Origin of the sequence: Acinetobacter oleivorans DR1 (assembly GCF_000196795.1) — a bacterium.
In the GTDB taxonomy this organism is placed as follows: Bacteria; Pseudomonadota; Gammaproteobacteria; order Pseudomonadales; family Moraxellaceae; genus Acinetobacter; species Acinetobacter oleivorans.
In genome coordinates this window covers 767,712-785,497 of the sequence record NC_014259.1, presented here as the reverse complement: position 1 = coordinate 785,497, position 17,786 = coordinate 767,712, and the positions used below count along the sequence as shown (strand labels likewise).

The window sequence follows — 17,786 nt, the reverse complement described above, 5'->3', positions numbered from 1 at the left end:
ATGTAAAAATATTATTACACTCAATTACCTGTTAAAAATTCAGGTAATAAAAAACGCCCTAGAAAGGACGTTATTTATTATTTCTTCTAATAAATTAATTTGGAGTATGGTACATCAAATATAATTCATTCAAATTATCTGGAATTTCTTCTGCCAGTTCATCCATTAACTGTCCATTACGACGGAAAGATTCCATCTGCGGATCTTCTTCATCAATTCCACTAAATACCATCATTGGTAAAGTTAAATCAATTAATTGTTCTTCATGTTCAGGGGCAAACCATGCCTCTTCATTTAAGAACATCGCATCAACAAATCCCACACTCCAGTCGCCTAAGCTAGATTCAACATCAGCTTCTTCAATTTCAAATGGAAATACAATTCCATTCTCATTTGCTAAGTCTTGTCGAATTGACTCTAACCACGCCTTGATTTGCTGAATAATTTCAGCAGGAACCTTTTTATGGTTATTATCAAACAGCTCATCTAACCAACGGTCAAACTGAGGGCCTACTGCAATTGCACACAGAAAACCATGAGTTGCAGCGAAATCTAGACCATACTCATTGTGGTCTCCATCTAGATATTCACTTAATTGGTCTAAATCTAACGCACTCATTGTGTTACCTGACTATAAAAAAGAAATCCACGATAGCATAGCATTTAAGCTGACGATGCCCTATTCAGATTTGATTAGTCTTCATCATCAAGATCATCATCGTCTAAATCATAATCAAAATCTTTCAACTCACGCTCTAAACGGCGTTGAGCCAATAGATCATCAATTAATCTACGTTTTTCTAATGATTCTTTCGCAGTGATTTTGCCTGATGACTCATCAAAACCGACATCATCATCATCACCGTAGTTATCATCTAGTTCAAAATCTGTAGAAGACACTAAAACTACCTCTAATGAAAAAATGTGAATGGGTCTAGGCGCTATTTATCTCTCTTACAGAATCATGTCAAGTTTTATTTATATTTTTTTCATTAAACTGCATATTTGTACTTTTTTTCACCCGAAAAATTGTGTATTTATAAAACTCAACTATTTTTTTGATCAAGAAAAAATTCTATGATCTTTTCGATGATTTAAGCTTGAAAAAAATGATTTTAGCCCAATATTCAAAAAACAGACGTGAATTCAAAGATATTTTTTATTTAACGGTTACCGATCAAACCCAAAACATTTCAAGCAAATTGTGCTATCATGCACGGTTTTTCACTGCCACAGATTCAACGAAGAGTAAGCAAAGATGAGCGATATGCATTCCCCTACTTCTCAAGTAGCGGCTCTGATTAGCCGAGGCAAAGAACAAGGTTACTTAACTTACGCTGAGGTTAACGATCATCTGCCGGACTCGATTACTGAAAGCGAACAGATTGAAGACATTATTCAAATGCTTCAAGACGTTGGTATTCCTGTACACGAGCGTGCACCTGAATCTGACGATACCATGTTCGGTGAGTCAACTGACACAGCCGATGAAGTTGCTGAAGAAGAAGCTGCTGCCGTACTTGCATCGGTTGAAAATGAGCCTGGACGTACGACAGATCCTGTACGTATGTACATGCGTGAAATGGGTACAGTTGAACTGTTAACCCGTGAAGGTGAAATCAGCATTGCAAAACGTATTGAAGAAGGAATCCGTGATGTCCTTAACTCAATTGCGTACTGGCCAAATGCTGTTGAAGTTGTATTAAAAGAATATAATGATTTCTTGACTGGCGAACGTCGCCTTGCCGATATTTTATCTGGCTATCTTGACCCGGAAACTGACGAAGATATTCCTGAAGTTCTAGAAGAAGAAACAGAACTTGAAGAAGATGATGCGCCAGCTACACCAGCAAAAGAAGTTAAGCTTGACGATGACGAAGAAGATGAAGAGTCAGAAAGCGACGATGATTCTGAAGGTGAGTCTGGTCCAGACCCTGAAGTTGCAAAAATTCGCTTTAATGAACTTGAATCTGCATGGACTAAAACAAAAGGTATTATTGAGAAACATGGCCGTAACAGCCCTGAAGCAGACGAAGCTTTAGAAGCTTTAGCTACTGTGTTCATGATGTTTAAATTTACACCACGTTTATTCGATATCATTTCTGAAATGATTCGTGGCACACATGAACAAATTCGTGCCAATGAACGTGAAATCATGCGTTATGCAGTACGTCGTGGCCGTATGGACCGTACTCAATTCCGTACATCTTTCCCTAAGCAAGAATCTAATCCAGCTTGGTTAGATGAACAAATTGCTAAAGCTCCTGCTGAAATCAAGGCGCATTTAGAAAAAGTTCGCCCAGATGTTTTAGCATTCCAGCAAAAAATTGCAGATATTGAGAAAGAACTTAGTTTAAGCGTTGCTGAAATTAAAGATATTTCTAAGCGTATGGCGATTGGCGAAGCGAAAGCACGCCGTGCTAAGAAAGAAATGGTAGAAGCCAACCTTCGTTTGGTAATTTCGATTGCGAAGAAATATACCAACCGTGGTTTACAGTTCCTTGACTTGATTCAAGAAGGGAACATTGGTTTGATGAAAGCTGTAGACAAGTTTGAATATCGTCGTGGTTATAAATTCTCGACTTATGCAACTTGGTGGATTCGTCAGGCGATTACCCGTTCGATTGCCGATCAGGCTCGTACAATTCGTATTCCAGTACATATGATTGAAACGATTAACAAGATCAACCGTGTATCTCGTCAATTGTTACAAGAAATGGGCCGTGAACCAACACCTGAAGAATTAGGTGAACGTTTAGAAATGGACGAAGTTAAGGTTCGTAAGGTACTTAAAATTGCCAAAGAACCGATTTCAATGGAAACACCTATTGGTGATGATGAAGATTCGCATCTTGGTGATTTCATTGAGGATCAAAACATCACTTCTCCAATTGATGCTGCGACTTCAGAAGGCTTAAAAGAAGCAACACGCGAAGTATTGGAAAACTTAACTGAACGTGAAGCAAAAGTATTGAAGATGCGTTTTGGTATTGATATGCCAACCGATCACACCCTAGAAGAAGTGGGTAAGCAGTTTGATGTAACACGTGAACGTATTCGTCAGATTGAAGCGAAAGCATTGCGTAAATTACGCCACCCTTCTCGTTCTGAACACTTACGTTCTTTCTTGGAAAATGACTAAGTTTTGAAGGCTTGAAATTTCAAAACCAAGCCCCATTTAATAGAAAGAGCTATAAACGCCTGCGATAATGCAGGCGTTTCAAATCATGAGGTAACTTATGTTAGACCGCACTCCATCTCGCGAACTACAAGAACATCTTTGGGTATTTCCGATGGATTATCCAATTAAACTTATTGGCGATGCGGGTGAAGAATTACGTGTTGCTGTAGTCGATATTTTGGTGAAACATTTCCCAGACTTCGACCACTCAACATTAAAAGTTCAAGAATCTCGCACCGGCAAGTATCATTCTTTAACAGCACAATTGCGCTTTGAAGAATTAGAACAAGTTCATGCACTTTATGCTGACTTAGCTGCTTGCCCGCAGATTAGAACTGCGCTTTAATTTTAAGTTCTTCAATCAATACCACAGTCAGACACTCTTACTGTGGTATTTTTTTGAGAAATTTTTAAGCTATCAAACAGTGAAAAAACAATACAAATATTTAGAAACCCTATTATAAAATCCTTTAAAATTACAGGGTTTTCGGCTTCTATCTTGCAGATATTAACTGGGTGCCGCAGAAACCAACTTATAGGAAAATATTGTGATGAGCCTTGATAAACCTAACTTGATCATTCGCCAATGGAACGATTTACAAGATTATCAAAGCAAGTTTGAAACCATGAAACTCTTAACAAACGAGCGTGATCAAGATACGCCTGATGAGTTATGGTTACTTCAACATCATAATGTCTTAACACAAGGTCAAGCTGGTAAACCAGAACACATCCTAATTTCATCAAATATTCCAGTCGTACAAACTGATCGTGGCGGGCAAGTGACTTGGCATGGGCCTGGTCAGCTTGTTGCTTACTTCATGTTTGATCTTAATCGGCTAAAATGGAACGTACGTACTTTGGTCAGTTTTGCTGAACAATTCATGATAGATGTTTTAAAAAAATATGGAATTGAAGCTTATGCCAAGCCCGATGCACCTGGAGTATATGTAGATGGTCGTAAGATTGGTTCTTTAGGTTTTAAAATTCGTCGTGGTCGTAGTTATCATGGATTAGCATTAAACTTAGACTGTGCCTTAGATGGATTCCAGACCATCAACCCTTGCGGCTATGCAGGCTTAGAAATGGTACGTATACAAGATTTAGTGACTCCTTATCCATCATTTGGTCAACTTTGTCAGGACTTTATTGAGTATATTAATAGTACTGGGTACTTTAATGACCCTAAAGTCAAATATGAATAAATCGCTTTGCGATGAAATAAAAATGGATTAGAGTAATTACTCTAAATTTGCTTTCGCATAATTTTAACAAGGGATACGCGAGTGATTTCAACAAAAGCGGTAAAGCCGACTCTGCAACTTGCCTACGTTAAGCTCATGATGGATGTTATTGGTCGTGGCTTGGTCATGGCAAGTCAAGTGGACACTGAAATACAAGAGGAAGTATCTAAGTTTCCTGTTCACTTTGTACTTTCAATGAATGTTTTCCCGAATGGACCAGCATTTTTTGCTCGAGTGACAGAAGACAAACAGTTAGAACTACTTCAAAGAGCTGAAAGAAAACCAGACTTAACGATTACATTCAAACACGTCACTCATGCCTTTTTGGTGTTTTCTTTTCAAGAAAGTACTGCTCAAGCATTTGCCAATGACCGAATGATTGCCGATGGTGATGTATCTGCTGCTATCCGCTTAGTACGCTGCCTAAATAAAATGGAAGCCCTTATTTTACCTAAATTGGTTGCTTCACTAGCAGTCAAAGAATACCCAACCGAACTTAGCCTAAAAGAAAAATTCAACGAGGCTGCAAATATTTACCTAAAAGTAGCCAAGTCCTATTTCAAGCGGAGCGCATAACATGGCCAAACCATATTACGAATTCTTTTGTCCTGTAAAAGTCATTGCTGGTAATGCTGCGCTAGAACATATTCCGTTTGAGCTTGCAACTTTAGGTGCAAAACGCCCTCTTATCATTACCGATAAGGGTGTACGCGCAAATGGCTTATTAAATCCGATTGAGGCTGCATTTAGTACAACTGATGCTGTCATTGGCCATGTTTTTGATGATGTACCACCCGACTCGAGTTTAGAGGTCGTTCGCCTTGCAGCAGAAGCTTATCGAGCAAACAAATGTGATGCGATCATTGCTGTAGGTGGTGGCTCAGTCATAGACACTTCTAAAGCAACTAATATTTTAGTTTCTGAAGGTGGAAATGACTTATTGCAATATGCAGGTGCTCATAACCTACCGAAGCCATTAAAACCATTTTTTGTGATTCCAACAACTTCTGGCACTGGTTCTGAAGTAACCATGGTTGCAGTGGTTTCAGATACTCAAAAGAATGTTAAGTTAGCATTTGCTTCTTATTATTTAATGCCACATGCAGCGATTTTAGATCCACGCATGACGCTTACATTACCGCCTCATTTAACTGCAATGACTGGTATGGATGCATTAACGCATTGTGTTGAAGCCTATACATGTATGGCTGCCAATCCATTGAGCGATGCTTATGCAAGTGCCGGAATTAAAAAGATTAGTGAAAATCTCTTTAATGTCTTAGAAAACCCAAATGACTCACAAGGCCGCTTAGAGTTAGCTCAAGCTTCAACAATGGCGGGTATTGCATTTTCTAATTCAATGGTCGGCTTAGTTCACTCTTTAGGACATGCTTTAGGTGCTGTTGCTCATCTACCCCACGGTCTATGCATGAATTTATTCTTACCTTATGTACTTGAATATAATAAACAAGTAAATGGTCAGAAAATTGGTGAGTTACTATTACCACTTGCTGGTGCAGATATTTATGCACAAACGCCTGCAACCCAGCGTGCAGATAGAGCAATTACGACTATCTTAGCAATGCGTGATCGCCTATTTACTTTAACAAAGTTACCACGCACTCTACGTGAAACAGGTAAAGTAACTGAAGCTCAGCTTGATGAAGTTGCAGAAAAAGCACTAAATGATGGCTCAATTATTTACAACCCGAAAGAAGCAAGCTTAAAAGATATCCGAGATATCTTAGAAAAAGCTTGGTAATTCGATAAGTTAAACTCCAAGAAACTCCATAAAGGTCTGATTTATATATTGAATCAGACCTTTTTTATCACTAAGCATTTTTATTGATTATTTTATTTGAAACATATGGCAAAAAAATTGCTAAAAAATAGATGAAAGTACTGACAATTTATATCAATTTAGGATAGATTGGCGCACTTTATCTTTTTCTGTAGGGGGGATCGTTCGTCTCAAACGATCCTTAACACCAAGCTGATCCTTGATCAACGATTATGAGGATAACGCCGTTGACAAATTTATCTGGGACTAAACCAACAGGCAAGCTTCAAAAGAATCTTGTACTTTGGCATATTGTTATTATTGGTTTAGCTTATATTCAGCCATTAACGTTATTTGATACTTTTGGTTTAGTGTCAGAACGAAGTGGTGGTCATGTACCAACTTCCTACATTTTTGCATTAGTCGCAATCTTATTAACATCGATCAGTTATGGACATATGATTAAGCGCTACCCTTCTTCTGGGTCGGCCTATACGTATGCTCAAAAATCAATTCATCCTAATGTTGGCTTTATGGTGGGTTGGTCTTCTTGGTTAGACTATCTACTGTCACCGCTTGTTAATATTATCTTGGCAGATATTTATCTAAGAGCTCTTTTTCCAGAAGTAAATAACTGGTTATGGGTAATTGGTTTAACAACGCTCATGACTGTTATTAATTTATTTGGTGCACGGTTCGTTGCACGTTTTAACAGTACGATTGTTGTTATTCAGCTTGGCGTAATTTTTTATTTTGTTTATCAAGTATATATCTTACTTACTCAAGGTGTATATGCAGATGGAACTTTAAATCCAGATAAAGCAGCATTGTGGTCATTAACTCCTTTTTGGAACGATATGACATCTGTCAGTTCTTTAATTGCTGGCGCGACCGTACTCTGCTTCTCTTTTACCGGATTTGATGCCTTATCGTCTCTTGCTGAAGAAACAAAAGATGCAGAAAAAACGCTACCAAAAGCTATTTTTTCTACAGCATTACTTGCAGGTATTATTTTCATTGTAAGTACTTACTTCATCCAATTATATTTCCCAAGCAATCCAAACACTTACTTCAATCCTTTAGATGAATCACAACCTGTGATGGTCGCTGCGATTGGTAGTTTGATGTTTAAAACTTTGGTTTTATATTTTGCTGTAGTCGCTGTGATGGCATCAGGTATTTCTGCACATGCGGGTGTATCACGCTTAATGTATGTGATGGGGCGCGATGGGGTCATCAACAAGAAATTATTTGGTCATATCAGTCCAAAATTGCATACTCCAACTTACAACATTCTTATTGTTGGTGTGGTTGCTTTATCTGCTGGTTTTCTAGATCTTGAACATATTGTTAACTTGATTAGTTTTGGTGCTTTAACTGCTTTTAGTTTTGTTAACTTCTCTGTAGTTTCTCGCTATGCATTAAGAGACGGCAAGAATAAAACGCTTAAAGACATCATTAATTATATTGCTATACCAACACTTGGTTTTGCCAGTGTGTTTATGATGTGGTTAGAGATTGATAAGCTTGCCTTACAAATTGGCTTAGCTTGGGCCGTTATTGGTGTAGGTTATTTGGCCTATAAAACCAAAGGCTTTAAATATAATGCTCCACAGCATAATGAACATGAGTAATAAAAAAGGCGCTTAAAGCGCCTTTTTTATGGTCAAATTAACCAAAAATTTTATTTACAATGCCTTGTACACGTTGAGCATAAAGTTTTGCTGTTTCAAGATCACCTGTCGGAACCTCTTCCACACTTGCATCCGAAGGAGATTGAACTAAAAGCCCTACCGAACCACCTAAGTTGTTTACATCTTCACGTGTTGCATCTTTCGTATTTGCTGGCAATAAACCAAGACTCACCCAAATGCCACCATGCTGTGATGCTAAAGTTTGCAGTTGAATAAGAGTTACTTGCTTATCACCATTTAAGCTCGCACTGTTTGTAAAACCTGCAAATACTTTATCTTGCCAACCACGTGTAAACCACACTTTTGAAGTTGCATCAGCAAACTTTTTAAACTGCCATGGCGCTGTACCCATATAAGTAGGCGCACCAAAAACAATCCCCTTCGCATCATTTAATGTCTGCCAATCTTGATCAGTAATATTTCCCTCTTGATCAATTTGGATGAGCTGAGCATTAATTTCGTTTGCAAACGTTTCAGCCACGACTTTAGTGTGGCCATAACCAGAGAAATATACAACCGCGATATTAGAGTTAGACATGGGAGCAAACCTTTGTTTTATTAAATTCCACTTTATGATATATTTTAGAAACTAGGTGTCAATTAGTTACTAGTTGGTAACTAGGGTAATTTTTCAAGAAATTATAGGTAAATGGTATGAATGAATGTCTAAAATATAATATTTTTCAACAACATTGCCCTGCTCGTTTATTTTTTGAAAAAATTGCAGATAAATGGGTTTTATTGATTTTAAATGTTCTTGAGGAAGAAACTCAGCACTTCAATTTGCTCAAAAAGAATATTCAAGGTATCTCCCCTAAAGTCTTATCACAGAAGTTAAAAATGCTGGAGAGAGACGGTTTTATTGAGCGTAAAATTCAGAATACATCCCCAATTCGTGTTGATTACTCACTTACCGCTTTAGGGCAAAATGTAGCTTCAATGGCATTCCAATTAAAGGAATGGGCCGAAACCAATATTGAGCAAGTTTTAGCAGCTCAAATGACTTATGATGAAAAAGTGCTAGAGCAAGCTTAACCCAAGAATCCTTTAAAATTTTATTGAACTTGATCGATTAGGCTTTTTTCTTAGCTTAAAAGCCGCTCAACTTAATTAATTTTAATCGGTTCAGGTGGCACACTTATTTTAAATTGAATAGTTAAAGGTTCGCATTGTTTTAACTCCTGCTCATTTTTCAAATAGATGCTTTCTAGACCATATTTCCAAGTACCATTCATGACTTCAAATGCAGGATAATTGACAATGAAAGTTTTGGTTTCATTAGGCTGATATTCGTAAGTTTGAGTCTCTTTACACTCATTTTCTGGATAAGAACGTTTAGTATTTCCAAATAAATAGAGTTCTAAAGGCACATAACATGCAGGTTGTCGTTCTTGTATTTTCTCTAATCCCTTATTAGTTTGAGTAATCTGCAATGCAATTGTGCCATTTAAAGTTAACTGCTGTGCATATTTAAAAACTGTTTCTTTTTCGATGGGTTCACGCGTTACATTATTCAGGAACTGTAATTTACGATGCAAGCCATTACAGTCATCTTCAACAGGCGCAGGTAACCAGATTTCATTATCTTTTGAGTCACCTTTCTCACCATCGGCAGGTGTTTCATAATCACCTGGTTTACCGGGTTTAGTCGGATTTCCCGATCCACCTAAACTGGCACCACCCGCGAATAAATCCTCTCCACAAGCAGTCAAAAGACCACCCATCAAAATGAAACTCATGGATATTATTAATTTTTTATAAGTTATTTTCATCATATTGATAAGCTCCGAAACGGAAAATTTTGGTTGCACCCTCTTTTCCTTCATCGAGTGCACAACGTTCAATGGCTAACTTGAGTACTTGTAATGATAGATCTTCCCACAAGCGTAAACTTGCTTCTTTAAGTAAAGTGATCGATTCATCTGTTAGTTCATCAGCAAAAATTGCTTGTTCTAAATAGGGTTCTTTTTCTGGTTGAAATAAATTATGAACTCCAGCAGCTAAATGTGCCTCTAAGTTATTCGTTAATAATTTTCGAACTTCGAATTGCTCAACATCAGGCATAAAACTACGCTGCTGCAACACCACAAGGCCATCTTGTTCTTTCACAATGTTCAGACGCTCAAGTTCATTCAAAATAGATCTTGGGTGTTTTTCAGTTGAAACTTTCTTTACCAAACTTTCAAAGCTAATCTGATCTTCGCTAATAAAAGGAATTTTTTCTGCCAATCCCTCTGCAAGCCACAAGCCAATCACCCGAGCAGGAACACTTACGGGCTCTGCTACTTTTGCTTCTGTTAAAGGCTGCCCAGCCTGCATCGCCTTTTTAAAGGCATTCACATCTTTGCGATGTAACCCTGAAAGTAAACTGACCGCTGAATCAGTTGGCTTTTGTTCTATACGCTCTAGCTCAGTTAAAGCCTGTTGATAGAAAACAGGTTTCAAAGCAGTCACAAAGTCGTTATATCCCACTCCTGAACGAATTAACCATTGCGTCAGGTATTCCATTAACATTAATACCTGCTTCTGATTAAGTTCTGCATTGTTCGTTTGGAGTGTGGTCATAGGGTAACAATTTTCCTTCATATTTGAAAAACAGTATGGGCCGAGCAATTGTCACACTGAACGGTTTAAGATGCAATTTTCATTCTTAGACCTCTTTTGGAAACCGATCAACATAATGATTTGGCGCATTAAAATGGGTAAAAGAAATACTGATTGAGACATCTAAACTTTCTACACTATGCCACCAACCAATTGGTATAAACAAAGCTTCCCCAGCATTCAAAATACATTCCACTGGAGTGATTGATCTTGCCAAAGGATATTTTTCAAAATCAATTTTTTTTGCATTACTTAATTCGCTAAACACCCAATGATCGTTATATAGATGAGGAACTTGCAAGGCAGGAATTAAAGTTACTTTTTTGCGTCCATAAATTTGAACCAACATATTATTCGTTAAATCATGATGTAATGGCGTAAATGTTCCTTTAGGTCCAAACCATAAAAAACTACGCTCATCTTTTAAAGCCAAGTCACAATAACCTTCTGCAAAATCACCTATATCTAAAAATAGTTCTTGAAGCATCTGATGGCTGTTGGTCGCATTATTTGCAGTCATATAAAAATCATTACTGGCATCAACTGACATAACTTTTGATACAAATTCTGACATCTTCATTTTCTGTTTTAGTGATGGAGAATGTCTTTCAAACTGTTCATCTAAATTTCTATTCATCTGAACTTCAACTGAATGAAGGCCAAATTTAGAAGCAAAATATTGCGGAGACCATTTGTGCAAAGCTGGCCAATGTTCTATTCCTTCTTTTAAAATTACAGGACGATGTTGACTATAGTAATCTTTTATAAAGCTAGAGAACTGTGGAGCAGTAATTGAAGGAATTTCTTCACTATAGCCAGAGTTTAGCTGTGCCAATTGATCTACAGTTTCTATTAACCATTCACGTTTTTTAAGTTGATGATACTTTTTCTTCAAAATCTTATATAACTGATTATTTTCTAAATTATTTAAATACTCTTTTACTTTTAAACCATCATGCCCCTGCTCTATTAATATTTTTATAATTTCCGCAGACGTGACCTTATTTAAAACTTGTTCAATTATCCACTCTTGATCATGATCCGATAAAATCTGAAATTTCAAATCATTCATTTCAAATCTTGGCTCAAATCCATTTGCTTTTAATACATCGACTAATTGTTCAATTCCACACCCTTTTTCTAAATTTTCTTCAAGCCAGTTTTTCCATTCTAATGGCAACTGGTCAAACCATTTTTGGCTTTGTTCGAATATTTCAATTTGATTATAAGCTGCCATGTTGAACCTTTTTTCAAATTTGATCTTTACAACTGCATTATAATTGATCTATTTTAAAAATGTTAAATTTTCACATTTTTAATAAAAAAAGGGTTCATGTGATGAATAACATAGTAAAAGGAAGCAGCATTGCTTTGATTTTTATAGCTTTAAGTGGGTGCGGGTCTGACGATAATGATTCGACACCAACACCAACACCGACACCGACACCGACACCAACACCAACACCAACACCGACACCAACACCGACACCGACACCAACACCAACACCGACACCGACACCAACACCGACACCGACACCGACACCGACACCGACACCAACACCAACACCAACACCAACACCAACACCAACACCAACACCAACACCAACAAGTGTAGCGGATCGCTTTGTTGGAAGTTGGTTAGCGGGCAAAGGAGGTTGTATTAACGGTTCTGCTCTAAAAATGAACGTTATTAAGGTTTCTGATAACAGTGTTCGATTTGCTAGTGAAACAATACGTTATGAGAATGAATCGAACTGTACAGGTAACATCGTTGCAAGTTACCGCCAAGCTGAAGATTTTAGTCTGGTTTCAAATATTGGAGCACCTCAGACAATACAAACCTCAAGCTATAATAAAGTAGATTGGCAGCTTGTTGTAGCTGGAGAATTGGAGCAAAAACAATCTGCTATTTTAGGTTTTAAAAATGCAAATCAATTCTGCCTAGTCCCTACGAATGAACCAAATGCGATACATAATTATTTGCAGCAAGCAAACTTTGATCTCATGAATACTTGCTTCACAAAAACAACTCCACCAGCAAGCATGCAAAAGCCGACACAAGTATTGGCAACAGCAAGTTATAGACTAGCGGACAATAAAGAATCTTGGGCAGATCTATTAACCCAACTTAATGATCAAGGACGCCAAGGCTACGCCCTTCTCACACCATCAGTCAGTTTGGATAATCCTAATAGTAGCTTTGCCCTATATAAAAATTTATATGTCAAAAACAATAAAACCACTGATACATACACCTATAAAACAGTTGATGTTAAAACTAATTCAGTGGCAAACCGTTATTTACTATGGGTAAATGAGTTAAATAAACAAGGTAGCTTAGGCTATATATATAAACTTTCATTTGGAGAAGTAACTTCGAATACAGATAAATATTTATTTGTTAAAAATGATAAGAAACCAGCAACATATTCTTATTCTAATCGCTTCTTAACCAACACTTCTCGCACGAGTATTTTGAATGCCTTCAATGAACTTGGTGCACAAGGTTGTAAGCTAATTTACGCAAACTCAGAATTCACCAATAACGGCACAACGAATGGAACCTTCTATGTACCTACTTGTGTAAATAGCAGTACACATAACGGAACCTATGCATATCGTTATTTTGAAGTTCCACAACATATTCCGTTTAACAAGGAAGATGCAATAAAACTTGAAAAACTTCTTAAAGAGCAGGCAGCTGAAGGTTATAGATTGGTGGATGCGAACAATAATCTAGGCTTCTTTAATATTGATGGTTATCTATTTGAGCGTGATAGTGAAAATACAGGGCCTATTGAATATAAAGTATTTATTGAAGATGCTGCATCCGAAACAGATGAGCCATATCTCGTTGAAAATCGAATTCAAGACCAAGGTAAATTAGGTTGGTTCTTTGCAGTTCGACTTGGATCGGTCTATACCAACTCACCAACAAATTATGATTTAGCAAGTGGTGTAATTTTCCCTAAATAAGACATCTAAAACAAATAAGGCCACAACTGTGGCCTTATTCTTACTTAAAATTAGATAACTTATCCTAAGTTTTTAAAGCCCTGCTGACGCCATGCTTCATAAACAATCACGGCGGTTGCATTAGATAAATTTAAACTTCTTGAGTTTTCGGCCATTGGCAAACGGATCCACTGTTCTTGTGGAAACATTAAGCGGACATGCTCAGGCAAACCACGTGTTTCTGGCCCCATCAGTAAAGCCACAGGCCGATTCAAATCGACTGTATGTGGAGTCGCTGAGCCTTTAGTGGTGAGTGGAAAAACATGCTCAACACCTTTAGCTTTCAAGTCTGCAAGGCATAGTTCAATGTTGTCCCAAATCTGCATACGCGCCCATTCATGATAATCAAGGCCTGCTCGCTTGAGCTTTTTATCATCTAACTCAAAACCTAGTGGCTTGACTAAATGTAGCTGTGCGCCCGTATTAGCACATAAACGAATGATATTGCCTGTATTGGCAGGAATTTCAGGCTCGTATAGGACAACATGAATCACAAATTTTCTCGACTTTAATAACCAGCAATAAATTCAGATAAATTTATTGCCATTTTAACTGTTCACGTAAATTCACCACTTCACCAATAATAGTTAAAGTCGGCGCTACGATATGATGTTCAGAAACTTTAGTTGCAATATCAGCTAATGTTCCAACAATAACTTTCTGTTCTGGTGTGGTTCCTTTAGATATCAAAGCTACAGGCATATCAGCACGTTGACCATGAGCAATAAGTTGCTCACAAATGCGTTCTAAACCAACTAACCCCATATAGAGGACTAAAGTTTGATTTTCATAAACTAGTTCATTCCAAGGGAGTTCAGGGGAACCTTCCTTTAAATGCCCAGTCAAGAAACGTACACTTTGTGCATAGTCACGATGAGTTAATGGAATTCCTGCATAAGCTGAACAGCCTGATGCTGCGGTTATCCCCGGCACAACTTGAAAAGTGACATTAGCCTCAACTAGCTCTTGAATCTCTTCACCACCACGCCCAAAGATAAACGGGTCACCACCTTTTAGACGACAAACACGCTTTCCTTTTTGAGCATATTCAACCAGTAAAGCATTGATACCATCTTGAGGAACAGAGTGATTTGAACGGGCTTTACCTACATAAATTTTGGTTGCATCGCGACGGCACAGCTCTAAGATCGGTGCAGACACCAAACGATCATAAATCACGACATCTGCTTGCTGCATAAGACGCAATGCTTTTAATGTCAGTAGCTCAGGATCACCTGGTCCCGCCCCCACCAAATAAACTTCACCTTTAGGTGCAGTCCATTCTGTTAAGGCTTGCTGAATCAAATCATTTGCAACTTCTAAATTGTCATTAAAAACTTGTTCTTTTAATGGGCTAGCATATAAGTTTTCCCAAAAGATTCGACGCTCATCTGGGTTACTAATCTTTTCTTTTACCAGCTTACGCCATTGACCAGAAAACTCAGCAAGTTTCCCAATGCCATGTGGAACAATCGTTTCTATTTGAGTACGAAGTTGTCTCGATAAAACGGGTGATGCGCCATTTGAGGCAACAGAAATGATCAATGGAGAACGGTCAATAATTGCTGGAACCATAAAGCGGCAGTGTGGAATATCATCGACACTATTGACCAGTAAATTACGCGCTTCACATTGCTCAAAAACAGCTTTGTTCACTTGCGCATCATTAGTCGCAGCAATGACTAATCTGTAAGGGGTATTTAAAAAAATTTCGGCAAAGGCCTCAGCAAAATACTGCCCTCCACTCGCCTGAACCAACTCTAAAAGCTGATCTTCAATTGCTGGAGCAATAATATCAATTACGGCTCCAGCTTTGACTAAAAGATTTGCTTTGCGCAAAGCAATATGCCCACCACCCACAATCAGACAACGTTGCTGTTGCAACTTTAAAGAGATTGGAAAAATATCCACCTTAAACCTCTACATTAATCATCTGATTTGGGTTAAGCAAAAACCGTGCACAATTTAGATGCAAAGCTTAGTCAATAAAGGTTAAACCACCCATATATGGGCGTAATACTTCTGGAATCTCGATAGAACCGTCTTCACGTTGGTAATTTTCCATTACAGCAAGCAAAGTACGTCCAACTGCAAGACCTGAACCATTTAGTGTGTGCACTAATTCAGTCTTCTTTTGATCCATTCTGTAGCGTGCTTTCATGCGGCGTGCCTGAAAATCACCCATATTAGAGCAGCTTGAGATTTCACGATAAGTATTTTGGCTTGGAACCCAAACTTCTAAGTCGTAAGTTTTAGTCGCACCGAAGCCCATATCTCCACCACAGAGCAAAATTTTGCGGTATGGCAAACCAAGAGCCTGCAAAATGCCCTCAGCATGCGCAGTAAGGTCTTCAAGTGCCTGCATAGAAGTTTCAGGTTTAACGATTTGCACCATCTCAACTTTATCAAACTGATGCTGACGAATTAAACCACGGGTGTCGCGACCATAAGAACCAGCTTCACTACGGAAACATGGTGTATGCGCTGCATATTTTAATGGCAAGCGCTCGGTATCAATAATCTCATCGCGAACGAAGTTAGTAACAGGAACTTCTGCTGTAGGGATGAGGTAATATTCTTTTTCACCTTGAAGTTTGAACAAATCTTCTTCAAATTTTGGTAACTGACCAGTACCACGAAGTGAATCAGCATTGACCAAATAAGGCACATAAGCTTCTGTATAGCCATTTTTTAAAGTATGGGTATCAAGCATGAACTGAGTTAATGCGCGTTGTAGGCGCGCTAAAGAACCTTTCAACACACTAAAACGTGAACCAGTCAATTTAGTCGCAGTTTCAAACTCTAAACCGCCCATCCACTCACCTAAGTCAGTATGATCTTTGATTTCAAAATCAAACTGACGAGGTGTACCCCATTTTGAAATTTCAACGTTATCATCTTCATCTTTACCAGCAGGAACAGACTCATCTGGTAAGTTAGGAATGCTAAGCGCTTTTTGTTCAATCTCGTTTTGAAGCTCTGACAAAGCAACTTCAGCAGCTTTGATTTCATCACCAATCGCTTGCATACGCGCCATGATTTCAGAAGCATCACCACCGGATTTTTTAATCTGACCCACTTGTTTTGCACCGGCATTACGTTCTGCCTGCAATTTTTCAGTTTTTGATTGCAAGTCTTTACGGCGAGTTTCTAAAGAAGCCCATTCTTGAACATCTAATTGAACACCACGTTTTGCCAAAGCTGCATTAACAGCTTCAATATTATTTCTGAGTAACTTAGGGTCGATCATAATCAATCATAATATGGGTAAAAAACTGGCTATAGTGTAAGGCCTTCACACTAAAAAATATAGTGATCATCTTCATAACGAATAGCTTTCACACAATTGTTAGAATAGATCACCTATTTTAGAACTTATACTTTGGCACACTCGGTAAATACTCAGGTTTAATGAATTTACTCGCTTCAAAATATGGCAGCGTTAATTCAGACATCCCTTCAGCATAAGAAGCCAATTCATAAATTGGATAGACAAAAACAATCCCATTTGCGCCGTAGTAGAAATTATCACTTAATTGCAGTTTTTCACGACTGATATTGTGCTCTTGAAGCCAATTTGTATTTGCATCAAAAAGTGCATCAACTAATTGTTTTTCGACATCTGGCTGAATGAGTTCCGCAACAGTAATATGTTTTTTATTTAATAAATCAAAAGTCACGAACTCTTGATGTGACATGCTATGTGCTGCACCAACAGAATACGAATAGGTCTGTAATGCAAAGGTTGCAAGATTATAATTTTGCCCTAAATAGCGAACATAAATTGCACTTTGACTCGAACGAGGCTCGCCTTCAGGCACTTCGACTGGCTGATCAGCCAAATTTGCAAAAGCATTCGGATCTGCTTTCTTTATTCGATTAGTGAAGTAATCATTAATCCACTTCTGATTGGTTTGTACTGTTTGGAAATCATACTCAGTACAACCATCTTCTAAACAAACTTTTGATTTTGGCAATTTTACTGGGATTACTTTTGCCTGAATTACAGGAACACCAGCCTCTTTAGTTTCTTTAACTTTTGCAGTCGAAGCAGCCTGCTCTTCTTTGGCTGTCGACTTTGGTTGGCAACCACTCACAATTGCCATTGCAGCCATTAATGGAAGAATACAAATAATTTTTTTATCGTAAAGTCGCATAATAATCCCCATGAATTTACCTCTATCACTATACAAAGCGTCCGATCAAGGTGGGGTTAAAAAATGTATCTATCTCTCTTATATAAAAAAAGCTACCGTGAAAGGTAGCTT

At 37.9% G+C, this 17,786-nt stretch carries 18 protein-coding genes; 8 read left to right on the top strand and 10 right to left on the bottom strand.

What is annotated here, in order from left to right; all coding sequences use genetic code 11:
• Positions 1–94 precede the first annotated feature (94 nt).
• A complete protein-coding gene (locus AOLE_RS03780; RefSeq protein WP_004789407.1) occupies positions 95–619 on the bottom strand; it encodes a YecA/YgfB family protein in 525 nt (174 codons plus the stop codon).
• Between the two features lie 74 nt (positions 620–693).
• Positions 694–900: a PA3496 family putative envelope integrity protein gene (locus AOLE_RS03775; RefSeq protein ID WP_002116495.1), complete on the bottom strand. Its 207-nt coding sequence runs from the start codon at positions 898–900 to the stop codon at positions 694–696.
• Between the two features lie 358 nt (positions 901–1,258).
• On the opposite strand from AOLE_RS03775, the gene rpoD reads away from it, so the two are divergent.
• The 6 genes from rpoD to AOLE_RS03745 all read left to right on the top strand — a co-directional run bounded on the left by rpoD (position 1,259) and on the right by AOLE_RS03745 (position 7,839).
• On the top strand, positions 1,259–3,142 hold the full coding sequence (gene rpoD, locus AOLE_RS03770; RefSeq protein ID WP_005310050.1) for an RNA polymerase sigma factor RpoD: 1,884 nt from the start codon (positions 1,259–1,261) through the stop codon (positions 3,140–3,142).
• A 97-nt stretch (positions 3,143–3,239) separates the two neighbouring features.
• A complete protein-coding gene (locus tag AOLE_RS03765; protein WP_002116017.1) occupies positions 3,240–3,527 on the top strand; it encodes a YbeD family protein in 288 nt (95 codons plus the stop codon).
• A 205-nt stretch (positions 3,528–3,732) separates the two neighbouring features.
• The gene (lipB, locus tag AOLE_RS03760) at positions 3,733–4,386 is read left to right on the top strand and encodes a lipoyl(octanoyl) transferase LipB (RefSeq protein ID WP_004789403.1); all 654 of its coding nucleotides are present in this window, start codon (positions 3,733–3,735) and stop codon (positions 4,384–4,386) included.
• 81 nt (positions 4,387–4,467) lie between these two features.
• Positions 4,468–5,001, top strand: coding sequence for a hypothetical protein (locus AOLE_RS03755; protein WP_004789401.1), 534 nt, complete (start codon positions 4,468–4,470; stop codon positions 4,999–5,001).
• 1 nt (position 5,002) lies between these two features.
• Positions 5,003–6,187, top strand: coding sequence for an iron-containing alcohol dehydrogenase (locus AOLE_RS03750; RefSeq protein WP_004789399.1), 1,185 nt, complete (start codon positions 5,003–5,005; stop codon positions 6,185–6,187).
• Between the two features lie 266 nt (positions 6,188–6,453).
• A complete protein-coding gene (locus AOLE_RS03745; protein WP_013196978.1) occupies positions 6,454–7,839 on the top strand; it encodes an APC family permease in 1,386 nt (461 codons plus the stop codon).
• A 37-nt stretch (positions 7,840–7,876) separates the two neighbouring features.
• Here the strand turns inward: AOLE_RS03745 and AOLE_RS03740 are convergent, their stop codons facing one another.
• Complete coding sequence (locus AOLE_RS03740) at positions 7,877–8,437, bottom strand: flavodoxin family protein (protein ID WP_013196977.1); 561 nt, start codon at positions 8,435–8,437, stop codon at positions 7,877–7,879.
• A gap of 116 nt (positions 8,438–8,553) precedes the next feature.
• Here AOLE_RS03740 and AOLE_RS03735 point away from each other — a divergent pair, with 116 nt between their 5' ends.
• Entirely contained in the window at positions 8,554–8,934 is a 381-nt protein-coding gene (locus AOLE_RS03735; protein WP_013196976.1) for a winged helix-turn-helix transcriptional regulator, read from the top strand.
• A 71-nt stretch (positions 8,935–9,005) separates the two neighbouring features.
• Here AOLE_RS03735 and AOLE_RS03730 read toward each other — a convergent pair whose 3' ends face one another.
• The 3 genes from AOLE_RS03730 to AOLE_RS03720 form a co-directional block, all read right to left on the bottom strand.
• Positions 9,006–9,638 carry a hypothetical protein gene (locus tag AOLE_RS03730; protein WP_013196975.1) on the bottom strand — a complete coding sequence of 211 codons (633 nt, stop codon included), beginning with the start codon at positions 9,636–9,638 and terminating at the stop codon, positions 9,006–9,008.
• Between the two features lie 16 nt (positions 9,639–9,654).
• A complete protein-coding gene (locus AOLE_RS03725) occupies positions 9,655–10,464 on the bottom strand; it encodes a DUF6502 family protein (protein ID WP_013196974.1) in 810 nt (269 codons plus the stop codon).
• A gap of 85 nt (positions 10,465–10,549) precedes the next feature.
• A complete protein-coding gene (locus AOLE_RS03720) occupies positions 10,550–11,740 on the bottom strand; it encodes a cupin-like domain-containing protein (RefSeq protein ID WP_013196973.1) in 1,191 nt (396 codons plus the stop codon).
• Between the two features lie 101 nt (positions 11,741–11,841).
• Between AOLE_RS03720 and AOLE_RS03715 the strand changes: the two genes are divergently transcribed.
• A complete protein-coding gene (locus AOLE_RS03715; RefSeq protein WP_041834572.1) occupies positions 11,842–13,479 on the top strand; it encodes a PT dipeptide repeat lipoprotein in 1,638 nt (545 codons plus the stop codon).
• 59 nt (positions 13,480–13,538) lie between these two features.
• Here AOLE_RS03715 and AOLE_RS03710 read toward each other — a convergent pair whose 3' ends face one another.
• From AOLE_RS03710 to AOLE_RS03695, 4 genes are all read right to left on the bottom strand, one after another.
• Positions 13,539–14,012, bottom strand: coding sequence for a tRNA (cytidine(34)-2'-O)-methyltransferase (locus AOLE_RS03710; RefSeq protein ID WP_002116042.1), 474 nt, complete (start codon positions 14,010–14,012; stop codon positions 13,539–13,541).
• A 43-nt stretch (positions 14,013–14,055) separates the two neighbouring features.
• The gene (gene cysG, locus AOLE_RS03705) at positions 14,056–15,429 is read right to left on the bottom strand and encodes a siroheme synthase CysG (protein WP_013196970.1); all 1,374 of its coding nucleotides are present in this window, start codon (positions 15,427–15,429) and stop codon (positions 14,056–14,058) included.
• Between the two features lie 67 nt (positions 15,430–15,496).
• A complete protein-coding gene (gene serS / locus AOLE_RS03700) occupies positions 15,497–16,768 on the bottom strand; it encodes a serine--tRNA ligase (protein ID WP_013196969.1) in 1,272 nt (423 codons plus the stop codon).
• A 118-nt stretch (positions 16,769–16,886) separates the two neighbouring features.
• Positions 16,887–17,687 (bottom strand): RsiV family protein, encoded by an 801-nt coding sequence (locus AOLE_RS03695; protein WP_013196968.1) that lies wholly within the window; start codon positions 17,685–17,687, stop codon positions 16,887–16,889.
• Positions 17,688–17,786 lie beyond the last annotated feature (99 nt).

Bases quoted from the DNA above. Each gene is read 5' to 3' on its own strand.
- AOLE_RS03780 (WP_004789407.1), bottom strand. From the start codon at position 619: ATGAGTGCGTTAGATTTAGACCAATTAAGTGAATATCTAGATGGAGAC.
- rpoD (WP_005310050.1), top strand. From the start codon at position 1,259: ATGAGCGATATGCATTCCCCTACTTCTCAAGTAGCGGCTCTGATTAGC.
- AOLE_RS03765 (WP_002116017.1), top strand. From the start codon at position 3,240: ATGTTAGACCGCACTCCATCTCGCGAACTACAAGAACATCTTTGGGTA.
- lipB (WP_004789403.1), top strand. From the start codon at position 3,733: ATGAGCCTTGATAAACCTAACTTGATCATTCGCCAATGGAACGATTTA.
- AOLE_RS03750 (WP_004789399.1), top strand. From the start codon at position 5,003: ATGGCCAAACCATATTACGAATTCTTTTGTCCTGTAAAAGTCATTGCT.
- AOLE_RS03740 (WP_013196977.1), bottom strand. From the start codon at position 8,437: ATGTCTAACTCTAATATCGCGGTTGTATATTTCTCTGGTTATGGCCAC.
- AOLE_RS03735 (WP_013196976.1), top strand. From the start codon at position 8,554: ATGAATGAATGTCTAAAATATAATATTTTTCAACAACATTGCCCTGCT.
- AOLE_RS03730 (WP_013196975.1), bottom strand. From the start codon at position 9,638: ATGAGTTTCATTTTGATGGGTGGTCTTTTGACTGCTTGTGGAGAGGAT.
- AOLE_RS03725 (WP_013196974.1), bottom strand. From the start codon at position 10,464: ATGACCACACTCCAAACGAACAATGCAGAACTTAATCAGAAGCAGGTA.
- AOLE_RS03720 (WP_013196973.1), bottom strand. From the start codon at position 11,740: ATGGCAGCTTATAATCAAATTGAAATATTCGAACAAAGCCAAAAATGG.
- AOLE_RS03715 (WP_041834572.1), top strand. From the start codon at position 11,842: ATGAATAACATAGTAAAAGGAAGCAGCATTGCTTTGATTTTTATAGCT.
- serS (WP_013196969.1), bottom strand. From the start codon at position 16,768: ATGATCGACCCTAAGTTACTCAGAAATAATATTGAAGCTGTTAATGCA.
- AOLE_RS03695 (WP_013196968.1), bottom strand. From the start codon at position 17,687: ATGGGGATTATTATGCGACTTTACGATAAAAAAATTATTTGTATTCTT.